Source organism: Ancrocorticia sp. (genome assembly GCF_052089425.1).
GTDB lineage: Bacteria > Actinomycetota > Actinomycetes > Actinomycetales > Actinomycetaceae > Ancrocorticia.
This window is the reverse complement of record NZ_JBQCZW010000002.1, coordinates 168,622-186,618: the sequence shown is the minus strand read 5'-3', so window position 1 is coordinate 186,618 and position 17,997 is coordinate 168,622. Positions and strand designations below refer to the sequence as shown.

At 61.9% G+C, this 17,997-nt stretch carries 21 protein-coding genes; 3 read left to right on the top strand and 18 right to left on the bottom strand.

Annotated features, from left to right (window positions below; genetic code table 11):
- Window positions 1–17 precede the first annotated feature (17 nt).
- Entirely contained in the window at window positions 18–1,220 is a 1,203-nt protein-coding gene (locus ACTHV6_RS01755) for a class I SAM-dependent methyltransferase (protein ID WP_441385540.1), read from the top strand.
- A gap of 21 nt (window positions 1,221–1,241) precedes the next feature.
- Here ACTHV6_RS01755 and acpS read toward each other — a convergent pair whose 3' ends face one another.
- Genes acpS through glmS form a run of 9 tightly spaced genes read right to left on the bottom strand, consistent with a single transcriptional unit; the run spans window position 1,242 to window position 9,725 of the window.
- Window positions 1,242–1,676: a holo-ACP synthase AcpS gene (gene acpS, locus ACTHV6_RS01750; protein ID WP_441385539.1), complete on the bottom strand. Its 435-nt coding sequence runs from the start codon at window positions 1,674–1,676 to the stop codon at window positions 1,242–1,244.
- Between the two features lie 12 nt (window positions 1,677–1,688).
- Window positions 1,689–2,738, bottom strand: coding sequence for a tRNA (adenosine(37)-N6)-threonylcarbamoyltransferase complex transferase subunit TsaD (gene tsaD / locus ACTHV6_RS01745; protein WP_441385538.1), 1,050 nt, complete (start codon window positions 2,736–2,738; stop codon window positions 1,689–1,691).
- Window positions 2,735–3,199 (bottom strand): GNAT family N-acetyltransferase, encoded by a 465-nt coding sequence (locus tag ACTHV6_RS01740; RefSeq protein ID WP_441385537.1) that lies wholly within the window; start codon window positions 3,197–3,199, stop codon window positions 2,735–2,737. The genes tsaD and ACTHV6_RS01740 overlap by 4 nt, the downstream gene beginning before the upstream one ends.
- Window positions 3,196–3,855: a tRNA (adenosine(37)-N6)-threonylcarbamoyltransferase complex dimerization subunit type 1 TsaB gene (gene tsaB, locus ACTHV6_RS01735; protein ID WP_441385536.1), complete on the bottom strand. Its 660-nt coding sequence runs from the start codon at window positions 3,853–3,855 to the stop codon at window positions 3,196–3,198. The genes ACTHV6_RS01740 and tsaB overlap by 4 nt, the downstream gene beginning before the upstream one ends.
- Window positions 3,836–4,660 carry a hypothetical protein gene (locus ACTHV6_RS01730; RefSeq protein WP_441385535.1) on the bottom strand — a complete coding sequence of 275 codons (825 nt, stop codon included), beginning with the start codon at window positions 4,658–4,660 and terminating at the stop codon, window positions 3,836–3,838. The genes tsaB and ACTHV6_RS01730 overlap by 20 nt, the downstream gene beginning before the upstream one ends.
- Window positions 4,657–5,166 (bottom strand): tRNA (adenosine(37)-N6)-threonylcarbamoyltransferase complex ATPase subunit type 1 TsaE, encoded by a 510-nt coding sequence (gene tsaE / locus ACTHV6_RS01725; RefSeq protein ID WP_441385534.1) that lies wholly within the window; start codon window positions 5,164–5,166, stop codon window positions 4,657–4,659. Before tsaE ends, ACTHV6_RS01730 begins: the two co-directional genes overlap by 4 nt.
- 12 nt (window positions 5,167–5,178) lie before the next feature.
- Entirely contained in the window at window positions 5,179–6,315 is a 1,137-nt protein-coding gene (gene alr, locus ACTHV6_RS01720) for an alanine racemase (protein ID WP_441385533.1), read from the bottom strand.
- The gene (locus ACTHV6_RS01715) at window positions 6,312–7,823 is read right to left on the bottom strand and encodes a bifunctional ADP-dependent NAD(P)H-hydrate dehydratase/NAD(P)H-hydrate epimerase (protein ID WP_441385532.1); all 1,512 of its coding nucleotides are present in this window, start codon (window positions 7,821–7,823) and stop codon (window positions 6,312–6,314) included. Before ACTHV6_RS01715 ends, alr begins: the two co-directional genes overlap by 4 nt.
- A 42-nt stretch (window positions 7,824–7,865) precedes the next feature.
- Window positions 7,866–9,725 carry a glutamine--fructose-6-phosphate transaminase (isomerizing) gene (glmS, locus tag ACTHV6_RS01710; protein ID WP_441385531.1) on the bottom strand — a complete coding sequence of 620 codons (1,860 nt, stop codon included), beginning with the start codon at window positions 9,723–9,725 and terminating at the stop codon, window positions 7,866–7,868.
- A gap of 102 nt (window positions 9,726–9,827) precedes the next feature.
- Between glmS and coaA the strand changes: the two genes are divergently transcribed.
- Window positions 9,828–10,763 (top strand): type I pantothenate kinase, encoded by a 936-nt coding sequence (gene coaA / locus ACTHV6_RS01705; RefSeq protein WP_441385530.1) that lies wholly within the window; start codon window positions 9,828–9,830, stop codon window positions 10,761–10,763.
- 64 nt (window positions 10,764–10,827) lie between these two features.
- Here coaA and glmM read toward each other — a convergent pair whose 3' ends face one another.
- From glmM to truA, 4 genes are all read right to left on the bottom strand, one after another.
- On the bottom strand, window positions 10,828–12,177 hold the full coding sequence (gene glmM, locus ACTHV6_RS01700) for a phosphoglucosamine mutase (RefSeq protein WP_441385529.1): 1,350 nt from the start codon (window positions 12,175–12,177) through the stop codon (window positions 10,828–10,830).
- A 132-nt stretch (window positions 12,178–12,309) separates the two neighbouring features.
- Window positions 12,310–12,798, bottom strand: coding sequence for a 30S ribosomal protein S9 (rpsI, locus tag ACTHV6_RS01695; protein WP_441385528.1), 489 nt, complete (start codon window positions 12,796–12,798; stop codon window positions 12,310–12,312).
- 27 nt (window positions 12,799–12,825) lie between these two features.
- A complete protein-coding gene (gene rplM / locus ACTHV6_RS01690; protein ID WP_441385527.1) occupies window positions 12,826–13,269 on the bottom strand; it encodes a 50S ribosomal protein L13 in 444 nt (147 codons plus the stop codon).
- A 192-nt stretch (window positions 13,270–13,461) separates the two neighbouring features.
- Window positions 13,462–14,343, bottom strand: a complete 882-nt coding sequence (truA, locus tag ACTHV6_RS01685; RefSeq protein ID WP_441385526.1) for a tRNA pseudouridine(38-40) synthase TruA — start codon at window positions 14,341–14,343, stop codon at window positions 13,462–13,464.
- Here truA and ACTHV6_RS01680 point away from each other — a divergent pair.
- Window positions 14,342–15,181 carry an ROK family protein gene (locus ACTHV6_RS01680; protein WP_441385525.1) on the top strand — a complete coding sequence of 280 codons (840 nt, stop codon included), beginning with the start codon at window positions 14,342–14,344 and terminating at the stop codon, window positions 15,179–15,181. The two genes, truA and ACTHV6_RS01680, sit on opposite strands and share 2 nt — an antisense overlap.
- 99 nt (window positions 15,182–15,280) lie before the next feature.
- Here ACTHV6_RS01680 and rplQ read toward each other — a convergent pair whose 3' ends face one another.
- From rplQ to rpmJ, 5 genes are all read right to left on the bottom strand, one after another.
- The gene (gene rplQ / locus ACTHV6_RS01675) at window positions 15,281–15,811 is read right to left on the bottom strand and encodes a 50S ribosomal protein L17 (RefSeq protein ID WP_441385524.1); all 531 of its coding nucleotides are present in this window, start codon (window positions 15,809–15,811) and stop codon (window positions 15,281–15,283) included.
- A gap of 30 nt (window positions 15,812–15,841) precedes the next feature.
- Window positions 15,842–16,846 (bottom strand): DNA-directed RNA polymerase subunit alpha, encoded by a 1,005-nt coding sequence (locus ACTHV6_RS01670; protein WP_441385523.1) that lies wholly within the window; start codon window positions 16,844–16,846, stop codon window positions 15,842–15,844.
- 95 nt (window positions 16,847–16,941) lie between these two features.
- A complete protein-coding gene (gene rpsK, locus ACTHV6_RS01665; protein WP_441385522.1) occupies window positions 16,942–17,349 on the bottom strand; it encodes a 30S ribosomal protein S11 in 408 nt (135 codons plus the stop codon).
- Between the two features lie 31 nt (window positions 17,350–17,380).
- A complete protein-coding gene (rpsM, locus tag ACTHV6_RS01660) occupies window positions 17,381–17,755 on the bottom strand; it encodes a 30S ribosomal protein S13 (RefSeq protein ID WP_441385521.1) in 375 nt (124 codons plus the stop codon).
- A 128-nt stretch (window positions 17,756–17,883) separates the two neighbouring features.
- A complete protein-coding gene (gene rpmJ / locus ACTHV6_RS01655; RefSeq protein ID WP_013170544.1) occupies window positions 17,884–17,997 on the bottom strand; it encodes a 50S ribosomal protein L36 in 114 nt (37 codons plus the stop codon).

The following is a 17,997-nucleotide window of genomic DNA, read 5'->3' as shown; positions in this document are numbered from 1 at the left end:
CATGAGAGAATAGCCGCGTGGATTCTTCAACGCTTGCCCAACTCGTTTCTCCGGACGGCCAGAAACTCCTCGGGCTTATCCCACCCTACGAGGAAAAGCAGGTACTTAGCCTCACTGCACGGCTGCGCGAGGCCGGTTACAGCCCTGAACTTGTTGCGGCAGCCCTCACCCAATCGCGGCTCCGTGTCAAGGGAGAGGAGAAGTTCGGAGAATTCGCCAACAACATGGTGTTCACCGCGGCAGGGTTGGAACAAGCAACGCGGTTGAGTGTTGCCGCTCGTCACGTCCAGCGCCTCCGGAAGGCCAATTCCCACCACGTCATCGATCTGGGCTGCGGCATTGGAGCGGATTCACTCGCCTTCTCGGGGCTGGGCTTACGCGTGACAGCTATCGAACAGGATCCCGAAACGGCCATTGCAGCCACCGCAAATCTCCACCCATTCCCGGAGGCCGCGGTGATCGAAGCGGATGGACGGAGCGTCAATCTTCACGGATTCGGCGCCGATGCCGTGTGGCTCGATCCGGCTAGACGCACCGCCAGCGGACAGCGCCTCAAGGATCCGGAGGAATGGCAGCCGAAGCTCTCTCAGGCGCTCAAGCTGGCCCATGAGTTCCCCGCGGCGGGCATCAAGGTTGCACCTGGCATCGCCTACGAATACCTTCCTGAGCACGCACACGTCCAGTGGGTCAGTGTGAACCGGGAATTAGTGGAAGCCGTGATCTGGACCGGCACAGCGGCAACCACTCCCGGGCGTAGCGCCGTGATCCTCAAAGATGGCGAAACCATCACGTTCGAAGCCGAATATGGACCACCAAACGTTCCTATCAGAGCCATCAAACCGAGGAAGCTGGGGCCGTACCTGTACGAACCCGATCCCGCGATCATCCGTGCTGGAGGCATCGAGCGGCTGGCGGATCAGTTGGATCTCGCGCCAGTTTCCCACGGCATCGCCTATCTGACCGGCGAACGGGTCCAGAGCAACCTACTGAGCGCATTCCGAGTGCGTGAGGTTCTTCCCATGGACGCAAAAGCGGTCAAGAAAGTACTGCAACGGGAATCAATTGGCCAACTGGAGATCAAGAAACGCGGCACGGACGTGACTCCCGATGATTTCCGGAGGAAGCTGGGCTTGAAAAAGAGGAAGGGCGAGGCCGCCGTGCTCATCTTGACGCCAGTTGCCGGCAGGCACCGAGCGATTCTCGCCACCCGCGAGAGCTAGCCCCACTCCCCGAATCGGGGTTTACTCCACGTATTCGATCAGTACGGTGGCACAGGCAACCGGACCATCGTGGGACATGGACACGTGGATCACCACAGGCCCCATGGTCTGGGACACGGCGGCGGCCACCTCTCCATGCAGCGATATACATGGGCGCTGCCACTGGTCACTGACGATCTCGATAGAGGACCACACCGTATCGCCATCAATGACGGGCGGCTTTCCATAAAGGCCGCCGCTCCACGCCTTCACGAAGGCTTCCTTGGCGGCCCACCGTGCGGCCAGATGGGAGGCGCGATTGCCTGAGGTTCCGGGAACGGCGTGGGAATCGGCGCGTCCAGCGGCTATGCGCCTCTCACGCGCGGTAAACACGCGATCAAACCGCGACCCTGGTTGGGAGAGTTGCTCCTCGAAAGAGGGGATATCAACGATGTCGGTGCCAATTCCGGCGATCATGGCTGTCCTTTACTACACGGCGGTCATGACGATCTTGTTGAGGTCCATCCCGGTATCCACTGTGATGCCCAAACCAGATGGCTCCACGCCGTTGCGCACCAGTTCCCAGCCGAGGGAGGCCACCATGGCACCGTTATCCGTGCAGTAACGGATCGGAGGGATGCGTACAGTAATACCACGCTCCGCAGCGCGCTCTGCCGCGAGCTCACGCAGGCGAGAGTTGGCGGAGAAACCGCCGCCTACAACAAGCGTGTCATACCCAAACGTCTCGCAGGCATTCAGGGCCTTCATCGTCAGGACATCATTGATGGCCTCACTAAAACCTGCAGCAACATCGGCCGTCGGGACCTCTTCGCCGCGAGATTCAAGGCCCTCAACGTAGCGAGCCACGGCAGTTTTCAGACCGGAGAAGGAGAAATCGTATGCGTGGCGCACCTTGTCCTTACCTGCGGTGAGCCCGCGCGGGAAACGGATGGCCTCGCGGTCACCTTCTTTGGACAGGCGATCAATGTGAGGGCCACCGGGATAGGGCAAGCCCAGCAGGCGCCCCACCTTATCGAAGGCCTCTCCGGCGGCATCGTCCAATGTCCCGCCGAGCTCCTCCACATCGGTGGCAATGTTGCCCACGCGAAGGATGGAGGAATGGCCGCCAGAAACTACAAGACCAATGAAATGATCGGGGAACGGGCCATCGACCAGCTCATCCACGCACAGGTGTCCGATGATGTGGTTAATGCCGTAGAGCGGCTTATCCAGTGCCAGTGCGAGTGCTTTGGCTGCGGACACTCCAACGGTGAGCGAACCGATGAGCCCGGGGCCAGCCGTCACGGCCACCGCGTCGATCTCACCTAAGGTGACTCCGGCCTTGTCCAGCGCTGCATCCAGCGTAGGAACCATCGTTTGCAGGTGCGCACGCGAGGCAATTTCGGGGATGATGCCACCGTAGCGTGCGTATTCGTCCATGGAGGTAGCCGTGACATCGGCCAGTAGTTCCCCATCGCGAACTACGGCGATTCCGGTTTCATCACACGAGGTTTCAATGCCAAGGATAGTAATGCTCACGAGGAACTAGTGTACTCCCGTTGTACATTCATGATGAGGGCGTCCTCCCCGTGATAATAACCGGGACGTTCGCCAACTGTTTCGAAGCCGCGCGATCGGTATAGGTGTTGGGCGGGGGCACCACCGGCACGAACCTCAAGGAAGATCTGTTCAGCGCCGCTCGCCCAGGCGATACCGATAAGTTCGTCGAGCAGAGCTGCGCCCATCCCCTTGCCTCGCTCCGCCTCGCTCACCCCGAGAGTGAGAATTTCGGCGTCCGGCCCATAGGAGACCCCTCCCAACGCGAGGATCTCCGGCATGGCAGAAATCCCCTCACGTACGAGCGCCCGGTAGGCCGCGAACTCAGACGCGAGCTCGTGTTCCCAGAGGGCCAGCGGCCACGCCTCGCGGCCGAAGACTCTCAGATCGAAAACTGCGCATCGCTTTGCCCACGAGGGCTGTGGGGTCAGGAATTCTCTCACTGGGCGGCTGGCACCCCGTGGATGTCTGGGCGGCGGAGGTACTGCGGCTCGGTTCCAAGATCGATCTCTTCACCGGCTTGGCTGCGCGCCAGATGTGAGAGCGCGAGCGCAGCCATCACCTCCGGCCTGCACTGCACAAGCTCGGCCGCATCAAGCTCCGGATACAGGCCGCCCCGAGAGGTTACGAGCTGGCCGGGCACAGCCGCGAGGAGATCAGGAAGCTCGGCCGGCTTAAGGATGCGCGGGCCGTCCAGAATCTCCACGTCGTCGCCACTCATGGGGCGCGCCCGCAGAACAAACAGTTCCTTGCGGCGGGCGTCAATCACAGACACGACGTTGTTGTAGCCGAGCCTACTTCCGGCCAGTGCTAGCGCCTCAAGGGAGGAGACGCCGTAGAGGGGAACGTCCCATGCCCGTGCCAAGGTCCGCGCCGTCACCAGTCCGGCCCGCAGGCCGGTGAACGCAGCAGGACCGGTTCCCGCAACGATTGCTTCTGGGCGTACACCGCCTAGCACCGCCTGAACCATAGGCGTCAGAGTTTCGGCGTGATGGCGCGAATCCTCAGACACATCGCACCTGATGGTGCGAATATCGCCATCGGCCTCTGCCAAGCCCACCACCGAGCGGTCTGAGGTATCAATCGTCAGAATCTTCATTCTTCTTCTCTTCTCGTTTCGATCTACGCTGTGGGCGCGCAAGTACTTTGACCTCATCGGTTGTGGTGGTTGGACGGGATGTCGGCTGATGATTCTTTGCGCTCTGGCTGTCCGTCAGGTCGCGCCGCAACCACACGAGCACCCCCACCACGATCAAAAGAGCCACGATCACGATGGCAACCGTCCGCAAGATTCCCATAGGAGAGAATGTTTCTTCCTCAGCTTCGGGAGTCTCCTCCGACACCACTTCGGAGGAGAGAAGATCGCTTCGAATGTCATTGAACGTGGTGATCGGTACCTCACCGGCAAGCACTGACCGCGCCACGGGATCCATCGGGCTGACCGTTTCTCCTACGAGGAACCAGCCACCCATATAGGCGCTTCCTCCGAGCCGCGGTTCCACCACCACACGCAAGTCCTCGGGCAGGGAGACGAGAGCTTCGGAAAACCGCGTATCATCCGTGATCTCTTCGCGCTCCGATTCACCCGAGACAAACTGAGTGGCAACGGTGCCAACAGGTTCATCATCAACAAGTATCGGTGCCACCCAGAGGTTCGATTGATCGTAGGCCTCGACTTGATCTGTGAAAGAGACAGCCTGAACCGGTTCACCCACCGTCAAATCGGCTACCTGGTCAGATGACAAGTTGGGAAGCTCTTCTCCAGCGTGGGAACGAACAACATTCGCGGCCGAGTTCTCGAACCATTCCTCGGCCCCCTCGGTTTGAGCTGCCGCCGGTGACGCTCCTAGTCCCGCACCAACAAAGACCAAGAGAAGCCCCAACACCCACCGTGTCAATCTCACAAAGCGTCCTGAAGCTGGGCAGCGAGCTCGCTGGACCTAGAACCCGAGGACGTGACGATCACCGTTCGAGGGGCATCAACGGAAAGATCTTCTACCTCGTCACCCTCTTGGGAGCCCTCGGGCCTAACGATCGTCAGGATCAGGCGATCATCAGTGAGCACTTCCACCTTGCCTTCGCCCCATTCCACAACGGTGGCGGATTCTTCGAGAGAGGCGTCAAGATCAAGCGCGTCCAGTTCATCCAAGGACGTCAGCCTGTAGGCATCAACGTGCACCAAGTCCGGCCCATCGGTTCCCGGCCGCGGATGATGAACCTGCGCAATGACAAAGGTTGGTGAGGCAACGCGCCCCGCCACATCCATCCCTTGGGCAATGCCCTGAGTCAGCGTGGTTTTCCCAGCCCCCAAAGGCCCGTCCAGCATCACCAGATCTCCTCCGCGAAGCAGCCCGCCAAGGACCTCTCCGAGGTGGCGCATATCATCAGCTTCGGCAACCGTTAGCTCCATACTTTCCTCCTGTTAGCCTTCGCCATGATAACGCCGTGGCACGCGCGCCCCAAGGCGCGTGACCACTTCGTAACCAATGGTTCCCATCACGCCAGCCCAATCATCCGCGGTGGGCAACCCTTGCCCAGCATCCCCGAACAGCCACGCGCGATCGCCCGCGCGCACCTCATCGGGCAATCGCACCACAAATTGATCCATGCACACGCGCCCCATGATCTGAGTTCGCTCACCAGAAATCACCAGCGGCGCCGCATTGGATGCCTTGCGGTCAATCCCGTCCGCATACCCGAGCGGCACAACTCCCAGCCGGGTCCGCCCCTCCGTGTGAGCGGTGTGCCCGTAGGAGACCCCAGTGCCACCGGGCACCTCGCGATCCACGATCAGGTCCGCACTGAGAGTCATCGCAGCCTTGAGGCCAATCTGGGATGCCGTTCGGTAGTCGGGATTGGGAGAAAGCCCATACAGGACAATTCCCGGGCGCACCATGTCATATCTGGCACCCGGATGCCAGAGCGCACCGCCCGAAGCAGCTAGGTGACACAGCACCGGGGACAGCCCCGCATCCTTGACGATGGCCCGCGCCTGCTCGAACCGGTCCACTTGGATCTCGGTGAGCCCGCACTCCACATCGTCAGCCCGCGCTAGGTGGCTCCACAGTCCTTGCAACACAACAACGCCTTCAGCCACGAGCGCCCGAACATCTTTCGCCGCCTCGGCTAGGTCCCACAGGTTGAAGCCCCCGCGCGCCATCCCTGTATCCACTTTGAGGTGAACCTTAGCCGTCGCGCCCACAGCACGTGCCGCGTCCGCAACCTGCTCAATCGCCCAGAACGCCCCAACGGACAGCTCGATCCCCGCCGCGAGCGCTTCGCGCAGATCCGCACCCGGTGCATAAATCCATGACAGGATTGCGGGCTCGGGGCCCACGTCATCCCTCAGCGCCACGGCCTCGGCCACCTGAGCAACACCCAGATAGTCCACACCGGCGCTCACGAGTGCCCCCGCACACTCGGCCCGCCCGTGCCCGTAGGCATCGGCCTTGACCACGCCCATCAGCTTCTGGCCATCGACTGCCTCACGTACTACCCCAAGGTTGGCCGCGATTGCATCCAGATCAATATCTGCCCGCGCAGGAAAAAGTTCATTCACCGGTGCGCCAGTGCCTCTCCGATAGCTTGTGGAATCGCGCTAGCAATCTGGCTGGCAACGATGGGCTGGCCACTGCCGTAGGCAATGGCTGCCGCCCGCCCATGAATATAGCTTGCGGCAGCCGCCAACCGCGCAGGGATTCCATGTCCCTTGCCCAGATCGGCCAGCTCATCGCCCCATTGGGCTAAAACGGACCCGAGCAAACCGGCCAGAACGTCACCGGCCCCAGCGGTGGCACGCCAGCCGGCGGCCCCGCCCTGTGCCCACAGCGGATCGTCGGGCGCGCACGCCACATCAACGGATCCCTTGAGAAGCACGGTGGCGCCCGTCAGGGTGGCCGCCAGACGCGCCGCCTTGCTGGGCGCCGCCACGATCTCCTCGCGGCTCATCGCCTCCCCGCGCGCGGCCAGCAGTTCAGCTAGCTCGCCGGCATGCGGCGTGATCACCACGGTGGAGGGAACGTCCAACGTACCCAACAGCGCAATAGCCCCGGCGTCCAGCACAACCGGGATGCCTTCGGTCACGGCCTCCTGGAGCCTTCTGGCCACTTCACTGGCGGCCTCCGGCACATCCATATCCACACCTGAGCCCAGAACCCACGCCTGAACCCGTCCCAGATCCGTCACAACCTCGGGATGGTGGCTCACCACCAGCCGCGCCACCTCCCGCGGCCCGGCGTAGCGCACCATGCCAGCCCCGCCGCCAAGTGCGGCGCTCGTGGACAAAAGCGCAGCGCCCGGGAACCGCACCGATCCGGTCATCACCCCAACAACGCCGCGAGTGTACTTATGCGAATCGGGCCCGGGAACGTCCCACATGTCCGCAATATCGGTTCCTGCCACCGAAAGCAGGGCGGGTTCGCTCGGCAGGAACTCCTCAAGCCCAAGCGGCACCTGAACAATCTCGCCCGCATAGCGCCGGCCAGGATCAAGGACAAGTCCGGGCTTGACCGCCCCCATTGTCACGGTCACGTTGGCGTGAAGGGCGAGGCCTGCCACCACGCCGTCGTCGGCCCCAATTCCGGACGGAACGTCCGCTGCGATAACTAGCGGTTCGGCGGGCATACCCGCCCGGACGTCCTCTAACTCGCGAACAATCTCGAGGGCCGGATCGCGCAACGGCCCACGCGCCCCGATTCCCACAAGCCCGTCTATCCACACGTCCGCGCGCTCGGCAAGCGTGCGCAACTGTCCAACGTCCGGGAAACGAACCCCGGCCCGCTGTGCCGCCGCAAACCCACCGGAATGCGGCCGCCCAGCCAGAATTGCGCACGCGCTCATCCCCCGGCGCGCCAAACGTGCCAAGGAGTACAGGACATCGCCGCCGTTGTTACCGGTGCCAACCAGCCCGAGTACGACCGTGCCCGGCACCCGGTTCCCGCCGGCGCGCACACGGCGCAGCGTCTCAGTGGCCAGAGCCCCGGCCGCCTTGTCCATGAGCGGTTCGCCGCGTTCCAGCAGCGGCTCTTCCGCCTGGCGAATATCATCACTTCTGTAGGCGCGTAGCATCCTTCACCCGATTCTTCTCCCGGATGTACTCCGGATTGTCCGCTACTCCACCGTCACCGATTTGGCGAGGTTTCGCGGCTTATCAACATCGTATCCCTTAACGCGCGCCAGCTCGCTCGCGAAGATCTGCAGGGGCACAACGGTCACCAGCGGCATCATGAGCGTGGGGGTAGTGCGCGGAACCCAGAACACCTTTTCGGCGTATGCGCTGGCTTCTGTATCGCCCTCTTCGGCGATCGCGATGGCGCGGGCCCCGCGTGCGCGGACTTCCTGCAGGTTCGAGATCACCTTGGAGTGCAGGAGCGGGCGGCGCGGGGTTGGCACGATCACGAACACGGGAAGATCCTGTTCGATCAGCGCGATCGGACCGTGCTTGAGCTCGCCAGCGGCGAAGCCCTCCGCATGGATGTAGGCCAGCTCCTTGAGCTTGAGCGCCCCTTCAAGTGCCACGGGGAAGCCCACGTGCCGTCCCAAGAACAACACGGAGTTCGCATCCTCCAGGGAACGCGCGAATTCGCGGATGTCCTCCTCGGATTCGAGCACCTCCTCGATGCGCCCTGGCATCTTGCCGAGCTCCTCAAGGTAGGTGGCCACCTCATCCTCATACTTGTTGCCGCGCAGCTCCGCCAAGTACAGGCCCAGCAGGTAGCACGCCGTGATCTGAGCGATGAACGCCTTCGTGGAGGCTACCGCCACCTCTGGCCCAGCGTGGGTGTACAGCACGGCATCAGATTCGCGGGCGATCGTGGAGCCGTGAGTGTTGACGATGGCCAGTACCTTCGATCCCTGTTCGCGGGCGTGGCGGATGGCCATCAGCGTGTCCATCGTTTCCCCGGATTGGGAGATGGCAACAACCAGCGTTTTCTCATTCACCACAGGATCGCGGTAACGGAACTCGTGGGCCAGCTCTACCTCCACTGGGATACGGCACCAATGTTCGATCGCGTACTTGGCCACGTGCCCGGCATAGGACGCCGTTCCACAGGCCACCACAATGATCTTGTCAATCGAGCGCAGCACGGATTCGCCAATGCGCATCTCGTCCAGCATGAGGCGTCCAGCCGGTGATGTGCGCCCACGCAGGGTTTCGGCCACGGCGGTGGGCTCCTCATGGATCTCCTTGTCCATGAACGTGTCATATCCGCCCTTCACGGCGGCGTTCACGTCCCAGTCCACCTCAAACGGCCGGCCCTCTTGCGCCGCCCCATCAAAGTCAACAACCTCCACGCCGTCCGCGCTCACACGCACGATGCGGTCCTGCCCCAGTTCCATCGCGCGCCGGGTTTGGCCCACAAACGCCGCAACATCCGATCCGAGGAAGTTTTCGCCATCTCCCAGCCCCACCACGAGCGGTGAGTTGCGGCGGGCCGCTACGATCGCATCCGGACGCTCGCCATCCATCGCCACCAGCGTGAATGATCCCTCAAGGCGGCGCGCCAGCGCGCACATGGCCGCCAACAGATCCCCGCCGCCCGCGAGCTCAAGGGCCAGATGATGAGCCGCTATTTCCGTGTCCGTTTGGGAGGTGAGCGTAATGCCGCGATCGGCCAGTTCATCAGCCAGCTCCCGGTAGTTTTCAATAATGCCGTTGTGCACCACGGCCACCCGGCCATCAAAGCTCACGTGTGGGTGAGCGTTCGTATCGGTTGGCCCGCCGTGGGTTGCCCACCGCGTGTGTCCAATAGCGGCCGTTGCCGGGGGCGCCGGGTGCTTGGCCAGCTCGTCGCGAAGGTTATCGAGGCGGCCGGCCCGTTTGGCCACATGCATCCCGTTTTCTCCGGCTAAGGCAACACCCGCCGAATCATAGCCGCGGTATTCGAGCCGGGACAGGCCCTCTAGTACAACGTCAAGTGGTCTGGTTGAGGGGGCGCTCGGCCCAACGTATCCAACGATTCCGCACATGCCCACATTCTAGCGGTCACATCGCCCCCAGCGGCTAACACACTGGCGAGATTTGCGAGCAGGGCGGGCACGGCGCGCCAACACCCCGTAAAGTTGGTGAATATGGAAGCCGCGAATCATGTGCTGAGTTTCTCGCACGAACAGTGGAGCGCCCTAGCCCAATCCACGCCGTTGCCACTCACCCATAGCGATATTCGCCGGCTTTCTGCCCTTGGTGACCCGATTGACCTTGCTGAGGCGGACGCCATCTACCGGCCGCTTTCCGCCCTTCTGCAGATGTATACGGCCGAAGTTGGCCGCCTTCACACCCGCACGTCCGAGTTCCTTGGGCTACACGAGCGGCGTACGCCCTTCGTGATTGCGGTGGCCGGTTCCGTGGCCGTTGGCAAATCCACAACCTCCCGCCTTCTTCGCGAGTTGTTGCGCCGCTGGCCCGCAACCCCCAAGGTTGAGCTGGTCACCACGGACGGTTTCCTGTTCCCCAACGCCGTCTTGGAGGAACGCGGGATCATGTCCCGCAAGGGATTCCCCGAATCCTACGATCGCCCCGCGCTGATCAATTTCCTCAAGCAGGTCAAGGCCGGCGTGGACAGCGTGAGCGCCCCAGTGTATGACCACATCACCTATGACATCGTTCCCGGAGCCGAACAGGCCGTCAATCATCCCGATATCCTCATCGTTGAGGGATTGAACGTCCTCCAGCCCCCGCGCCGGGCCTCCACGAACGATCTGTTAGCCGTCTCGGATTTCTTCGATCTGTCCATTTACGTGGACGCCACCGCTGGCGATATCCAGCGCTGGTATCTGGAGCGCATCTTCAAGCTCCGCAAGCTCGCCTTCACCCAGCCTGATGCCTACTTCTACAAGTTGGCGTTCATGCCCGATCATGAGCTGGCCGCCTACGCCGATAACGTGTGGACCACCGTCAATCTTCCCAACCTGATCGAGAACATCGAGCCCACCCGTTCGCGCGCAGACGTCGTGTTGCGCAAGGGCCCGGACCATTCCATTTCCGAAGTGTTGTTGCGCAAGTTGTAGGGTCCCGTCGTCGTCAAAAAAGACGACGACGGCGAAGCCCCTCCCGCATGTACCTTCCCCGCGATTAGCTGAGCGAGAGGCGTTCCTTGACCACTCCCGCCAGTTCACCGGCCACGGCATCTGCTTCTTCTTGGGTAGCCGCTTCTACCATCACGCGCACGAGCGGCTCCGTGCCGGAGGGGCGCAGCAGCACGCGGCCCGTTGCGCCAAGCTTGAGTTCGGCGGCGGCCACGGCCTCGGCTAGGCCCGTATCCTTGGCGGCGGCGCGCTTATCCACATTGGGAACGTTGATGAGGGTTTGCGGCAGGCGCGTGACAACCGAGGCAAGCTCAGCCAGCGGCTTACCGGAGCGCACCACGCGTTCGGCCAGCAGGAGGGAGGTGAGCGTGCCGTCTCCTGTGGTGGCGTGCTCCAAGGAAATAATGTGGCCGGACTGCTCCCCGCCCAGCACGAAGCCTCCGGCGCGCATCGCTTCGAGAACGTAGCGGTCCCCCACGCCCGTCTGGACAGTCTCGATGCCTTCCGCGTTCATCGCCAAGATGAGGCCCAGGTTGGACATGACGGTAACAACCAGCGTGTTGTGCTCCAGCTTTCCCTCTTCTTTGAGGGCGATGGCCAGCATTCCCATGATCTGATCGCCGTCCACCAAGGTGCCCTGCGCATCCACGGCGAGGCAACGATCCGCGTCACCATCGAAGGCCACACCAAAATCTGCTCCGTGTTCCACCACCGCGCTTTGGAGCTGCTCCGGGTGCGTGGAGCCGCAGTGAAGGTTGATGTTGTAGCCGTCGGGCTCCGCGTTGATGACCACCACCTGTGCGCCAGCGCGGCGCAGAGCCTCTGGGGCAACGGCCGATGTGGCGCCGTTCGCGCAATCCACCACGATCTTCAGCGAATCCAGTGGGGTGGAAATTGATCCAACGAGGTGGCGGATATAGGCCTCGTCCGCCTGCTGGGTGGCGCTTGTGATCATGCCAACGCCCTCGCCAGTTGGGCGGGTCCAGTTCTTGCCAAGAAGCGCCTCAATCTCATCCTCAAGCGAATCCTCTAGCTTGAAGCCCCCGCGAGCAAAGAACTTGATGCCGTTATCCTGCATTGGGTTGTGCGATGCGGAGATCACAACGCCAAGATCCACGTCATCGTCCGCAGTCAAGAACGCCAGTCCCGGTGTGGGGAGCACGTCCACGTGATCCACATCGATGCCGGCGCTCGCCAGTCCGGCCGCTACTGCCTGAGCCAGCATGGCTCCCGATACTCGCGTATCGCGGGCGATCACCGCGTGCGGCCGGTGGCCGGGTGCTGTCTCCTTTGTGAGGACGCGGGCTGCCGCGTCCCCTAGCGAAAGTGCAAGATTTGCGGTGACCTCTTTGTTGGCCAAGCCACGGACGCCATCGGTGCCGAACAAGCGGGGCATGTATTCCTCCTCGGAAGCTGTTACCCACTGATTATGTCACCCCGGAGCGGTGAGCGCTCATCGCCGTGGCGATTGGGCCGAGCGCAAAAAACGAGGGGCTCCGAAGAGCCCCTCGTATAGCGCGTGAAAAACTCAGCGCTTGGAGAACTGCGAGGCCTTGCGGGCCTTCTTGAGTCCAGCCTTCTTGCGCTCAACAGCGCGAGCATCGCGGGTCAGGAAGCCGGCCTTCTTGAGAGCGGCGCGATTGTTATCGCGATCAATCTCGTTCAGAGCGCGGGCAATGCCCAAGCGAAGCGCGCCAGCCTGACCGGAGATGCCACCGCCGTTGATGCGAGCAACAACGTCGAAGCGGCCTTCCAGATCAAGAAGCGTGAAGGGATCGTTGACAAGCTGGCGATGCAGCTTGTTCGGGAAGTAATCCTCGAGGGAGCGTCCGTTGATCTTCCATTCCCCGCTACCGGGGACTAGACGAACACGAGCGATGGCCTGCTTGCGGCGGCCAAGAGCCTGTCCCGGGGCGGTCAGGGATGCACCCTGACCGGTCTGGGCAGCTTCGCTCTCAGAGGTGTAAGAGCCGGCGAAATCTTCGTCCAGCTCGGTATCAATTGTGGTCTCAGCCATTGTTTAATCGTCCTGTTCCGGGAAGGCTCACTGAGCAATCTTTTTGAGCGTGTAGGGCTCAGGCTGCTGGGCCTTGTGTGGATGCTCACTGCCGCGGTATACCTTCAGCTTTGCAAGCTGCTGGCGTCCGAGGGTGTTCTTCGGGAGCATTCCTGCAACTGCCTTCTCCATAGCCAATTCTGGATTGGAGGCGAGCAGCTCGGTGTATGAGGTGGCCTTCAGACCGCCGGGGAAACCGGAGTGGCGATAGGCGAACTTCTGTTCGCGCTTGCTTCCGGTCAACGCAATCTTTTCTGCGTTCACGACGATGACGTAATCGCCACCGTCGGCGTGCGGTGCGAAGGTCGGCTTATGCTTCCCACGGAGCAGGGTGGCAACCTGAGCTGCCAGTCGGCCTAGGACAACATCGGTGGCATCAATGATGTACCACTTGGTATCGACGTCGCCTGGCTTCGGTGAATACGTGCGCACGGGCGTAGCCTTCGTTTCTCGTTGTAGGGACGCGAAATTGAAGCATTGCGTCCCAGAGGATAAGGGTCAATTGTTGGACTCTGCACCGGCGAGTGGGATTACACCGAATATGCAGTGTGCACAACAAGATTCAAGAATAGTTGCTAGCGCATGCGCGGTCAAAAGAATGGGTGCATGGAGTTGGCCACATCTCTAGCAGCCACACGCCCCGCGGACGTGTCGGGTCTGGGCGGCGCGCGCAGCTAGTTCGCCGCGGCCCGGGTAGTCCACGCGTTGGAGCGTCAGCGGATGGGGCGGAGCAACGATCACTTCCCCGTTGCGCAGGCGTTCATCGAGGCGCCTGCGCGGCCAGCCCTCGTCGCGCGCCCCACTGCCCACTTTGAGCAGCGAACCTACGAGAGTACGCACCATGGAGTGGCAGAAGGCATCTGCCGTGGCAGTGATCTCCACAAGGTTATCGCGGCGTACCGCATCCAACCGTTGTAGCTCGCGCACGGTGGTGGCGCCCTCGCGCGGCTTGCAGTAGGAGATGAAGTCATGCTCCCCCAGCAATTCGGCAGCCGCCCGGTTCATTGCTGGCACGTTCAGCCGGTCCGTCACCCACAGCACATCGTGGCGCCTGAGCGGATCGAAGCACTCCGGCTCATCACATACGCGATACGTGTAGGTGCGCCTGAGCGCCGAAAACCTCGCATCAAACTCCTCCGGCACGACCGCCGCGCGGTACACCACCACGTCAGATGAGCCTTTGGGTCCATCGCAGCTGCGTGCCAGCAAGGCGTTCAGGCGCCGCAGGAGGGCCACGCACGGCTCACTATCGGAGCGCCCCGGCATCGCGGCCAGCACATCCTGCGGGACGTCCACGTGCACCACCTGGCCGCGTGCATGAACGCCGGCATCGGTGCGCCCGGCAACCGTCAGCGCCACGGACTCGCGAAAGAGCGTAGCCAGCGCATCGGAGAGCACACCCTCCACTGTCCGCAGGCCGGGTTGGGCGGCCCAGCCGTGAAACCCGCTGCCGTCATAGGCCAGATCTAGGCGGACGCGTTCCAAATGCGCTACGGTCAAACTCATGAACGCAGTGTCCCACACCGATGGCTCCTCCCCAAAGCTCCGCACCCTCGCGGTTGATTGTGGCGGCGGTGGTATCAAAACCAGCTTGCTCGATAGGGCGGGTTTTCAAATTGGCCACGCACAGCGCACAGCCCTGCGCTATCCGCTGCCCCCCGAGGATCTCATGGGGATCGTCAAGAAGCACGCGGCGAACGTGGAAGGCTTCGAACGCGTCACACTCGGGATGCCCGGCATGATTCGCCACGGGGTTGTGGTGTACACGCCGCATTACATCCGCAAAGCGGGCCCGCACACCAAGATTGTTCCGGAGCTAGCCTCCGCATGGGAAAACTTGAGCCTTTCGAAGGTTCTTGAGGATCAGTTCGGGGTTCCGACGCTTGTTTTGAACGACGCCGAAGTGGCCGCCGCCGGTGTTGCCTCCGGTGAAGGTATCGAACTCATGGTCACCCTAGGCACAGGACTTGGCACCGCCTTGATCGATAACGGCACACTCGCCCCGCATCTGGAGATCTCACACGCTCCCATGCGCTGGGGCCTCACCTACGACGATGTGATCGGTGAAGCCGAACGCATCCGGCTCGGAGACACCGCGTGGTCACGCCGCGTGCTCAAGGCCATCGAATCACTGTGGCCCGTGTTCCGGTGGGACAAGCTGTATCTAGGAGGCGGCAACTCCGCACGCATCGTCCTGTCAGTACGCGGCAAACTCGGAGATAACGTGATCTTCGTACCCAACGCCGCCGGCATGAACGGAGGCGTGCGCGCCTGGGACATGGCAAGCCCCGAGCGCACCCTACCCTTGAGCACCGAAAACGATCACTGGGACCTGCCCGACTGAGCAACGTGAAGATACGGGAAGGGGAGGGCGGAACACACTGCGGTGTTCCGCCCTCCCCTTCACCAGCCTTGCGGGGCGTCAACCCCGTTGCTGTTTGCCTTACTTGGCCTCGTCTGCTGACGCGGCGGACTCAGCCGATGCCGCAGAAGCGGAAGATGCCGATTCAGCGGAAACGTCCTCAGCGGACTCTTCTGCTACGGGCTCTTCGGTCAGGGTCGCTGCCTTCTTGGCGGCGGACTCGGCCTCAGCAACGGCAGCCTGCTTGGGCGAAACCTTCTCAGTCACGAGCGACAGGACGGCCATCGGAGAGTTATCTCCGCGGCGCGGGCCGATCTTGACGATGCGGGTGTAGCCACCCTCGCGCTCTGAGAACAGAGGAGCGAGTTCCTCGAAGAGGACGTAGGCGCTTTCGCGATCGCGAAGCACACGGAGTGCTTGGCGGCGGTTAGCGGTATCGCCCTTCTTCGCCTTAGTGATGAGCTTTTCCATATGGGGCTGGACAAGCTTTGCTTTGGCTTCGGTGGTGGTCACCGATTTGTGCTCAATGAGCGCCTTGCACATATTGGCAATAATGTGGCGCTGGTGGGCGGCAGAACCACCCAGTCGCGCGCCCTTCTTGGGCTTAGGCATAGTACATGTCTCCTATGAAGTGTGCGGGCCTCAGGCCTGCGAATCGTCGCTGAACTGCATCGAGTAGCTCTCATCGCCGTAGTTGGCGATGTAACCCGCTGGGGAATCCTTGGGCCGCAGATCGAGCTTCGCGAGCTCATCCTTGACGTCTTCAATCGACTTTGCGCCGAAGTTACGGATATCGAGCAGGTCAGCCTCAGAGCGCTGGACCAGTTCACCAATGGTATGAATACCCTCGCGCTGCAAGCAGTTCTTGGAACGGGCTGGAAGGTTGAGAATCTCGATGGGGCGAAGAAGATCGGAGGACTGGGTCTCCACCACGGGGGCTGGACCAATCTCGATGCCTTCGGCCTCATTGTTGAGGTCAACGCACAGGCCGAACAGCTCAACAAGGGTCTTACCGGCGGAAGCGAGTGCATCACGCGCGGTGGTTGACGGCTTGACCTCAACGTCCACAACTAGCCGATCGAAATCGGTGCGCTGTTCAACGCGGGTGGCCTCAACCTTGTAAGAGACCTTGAGAACTGGGGAGTAGATCGAATCGATCGGGATGCGCCCGATCTCATCTTCTGCGCCCTTGTTCTGCAGTGCGGAAACGTAGCCACGGCCGCGCTCCACAGTCAGATCTACCTCAATCTTGCCCTTCTCATTGAGAGTGGCAATGTGCAGATCTGGGTTGTGGATCTCCACGCCCGCAGGCGGGGTGATGTCAGCTGCGGTTACTTCGCATGGGCCCTGCTTGCGCAGGTACATGAGGACCGGCTCATCCTGCTCAGAGGAGACAACAAGCTCCTTGAGGTTCAGGATGATTTCGGCAACGTCTTCCTTAACTCCAGCAATCGTGGAGAACTCGTGAAGAACGCCATCGATACGCACGGAGGTCACTGCCGCGCCCGGGATGGACGAAAGCAGTGTGCGGCGCATCGAGTTGCCAAGTGTGTAGCCAAACCCTGGCTCCAACGGCTCGAGGACGAACTTCGAGCGTGTATCAGATACCTGTTCCTCAGTGAGGACGGGACGCTGTGCGATCAGCAAGATTCTTTCCTTTCAGCGGGCACCCACTATTTGATGCCCAACAGTTCCAGCAGCCATCTTGACTGCGGGAGGGATCGGCCAGAAGGCCGGAATGGTCACACGCGGCGGCGCTTTGGCGGGCGGCAGCCGTTGTGAGCCTGAGGAGTCACATCGGAGATCGAGGTAACTTCGAGGCCGGATGCGGTGAGAGATCGGATGGCGGTTTCGCGGCCAGAGCCTGGGCCCTTGACGAAAACGTCAACCTTCTTCATTCCGTGATCCATCGCGGTACGTGCGGCGTTCTCAGCAGCGAGCTGAGCGGCGTACGGGGTTGACTTACGTGAACCCTTGAACCCAACCTGACCGGAGGAGCACTGTGCGATGACAGCTCCGGTGGGATCGGTGATGGACACGATGGTGTTGTTGAACGTGGACTTGATGTGGGCCTGACCCACAGCAATGTTCCGACGCTCCTTGCGGCGTGGGCGGCGTGCGCCTGACGCCTGACGAGTCTTTGCTGGCATGATCTACTTTCTCTTCAAACTCTCGACGGGCCTACTTGGCCTTCTTCTTGCCAGCTACCGTGCGCTTGGGACCCTTGCGGGTACGCGCGTTGGTCTTAGTGCGCTGGCCATGGACGGGCAGTCCGCGGCGATGCCGGATGCCCTGATAGCAGCCGATTTCAATCTTGCGACGAATATCTGCCTGCACTTCGCGGCGAAGATCGCCTTCTACCTTGTAGTTTTCGTCGATGTGGTTCTTGAGCTTAACCAGATCATCCTCGGTGAGATCCTTGACGCGGACGTCCGGGCTCACGCCCGTGGCGGCCAAGGTTTCATCCGCACGGGTGCGGCCAATGCCATAAATGTATGTAAGCGCAATCTCTACCCGCTTTTCACGGGGGAGGTCAACGCCTGAGAGACGTGCCAATTTCTTAGCTCCTGTTGTAGGTCCGAAGGTGTGGAGCACTGCCTTCCCGGACTCTCGGGCCGGGCCTCGGCCTTCGGACCGAGGGTATGTGTGCAGTGCGTGGTTGGCGGGTTCCCCCGCCGCGTTACTTAACCCTGACGCTGCTTGTGCCGCGGGTTGTCGCAGATGACCATGACGCGACCGTGCCGGCGGATAACCTTGCAGTTGTCGCAGATCCTCTTAACGCTGGGCTTGACTTTCAT

What these genes read in the sequence shown, in the direction of transcription:
- acpS (WP_441385539.1), bottom strand. Translation starts at nt 1,676, where the DNA reads ATGATCGCCGGAATTGGCACCGACATCGTTGATATCCCCTCTTTCGAG.
- tsaB (WP_441385536.1), bottom strand. Translation starts at nt 3,855, where the DNA reads ATGAAGATTCTGACGATTGATACCTCAGACCGCTCGGTGGTGGGCTTG.
- tsaE (WP_441385534.1), bottom strand. Translation starts at nt 5,166, where the DNA reads ATGGAGCTAACGGTTGCCGAAGCTGATGATATGCGCCACCTCGGAGAG.
- ACTHV6_RS01715 (WP_441385532.1), bottom strand. Translation starts at nt 7,823, where the DNA reads ATGCTACGCGCCTACAGAAGTGATGATATTCGCCAGGCGGAAGAGCCG.
- glmS (WP_441385531.1), bottom strand. Translation starts at nt 9,725, where the DNA reads ATGTGCGGAATCGTTGGATACGTTGGGCCGAGCGCCCCCTCAACCAGA.
- coaA (WP_441385530.1), top strand. Translation starts at nt 9,828, where the DNA reads ATGGAAGCCGCGAATCATGTGCTGAGTTTCTCGCACGAACAGTGGAGC.
- glmM (WP_441385529.1), bottom strand. Translation starts at nt 12,177, where the DNA reads ATGCCCCGCTTGTTCGGCACCGATGGCGTCCGTGGCTTGGCCAACAAA.
- rpsI (WP_441385528.1), bottom strand. Translation starts at nt 12,798, where the DNA reads ATGGCTGAGACCACAATTGATACCGAGCTGGACGAAGATTTCGCCGGC.
- ACTHV6_RS01680 (WP_441385525.1), top strand. Translation starts at nt 14,342, where the DNA reads ATGAACGCAGTGTCCCACACCGATGGCTCCTCCCCAAAGCTCCGCACC.
- truA (WP_441385526.1), bottom strand. Translation starts at nt 14,343, where the DNA reads ATGAGTTTGACCGTAGCGCATTTGGAACGCGTCCGCCTAGATCTGGCC.
- rplQ (WP_441385524.1), bottom strand. Translation starts at nt 15,811, where the DNA reads ATGCCTAAGCCCAAGAAGGGCGCGCGACTGGGTGGTTCTGCCGCCCAC.
- rpsK (WP_441385522.1), bottom strand. Translation starts at nt 17,349, where the DNA reads ATGCCAGCAAAGACTCGTCAGGCGTCAGGCGCACGCCGCCCACGCCGC.
- rpmJ (WP_013170544.1), bottom strand. Translation starts at nt 17,997, where the DNA reads ATGAAAGTCAAGCCCAGCGTTAAGAGGATCTGCGACAACTGCAAGGTT.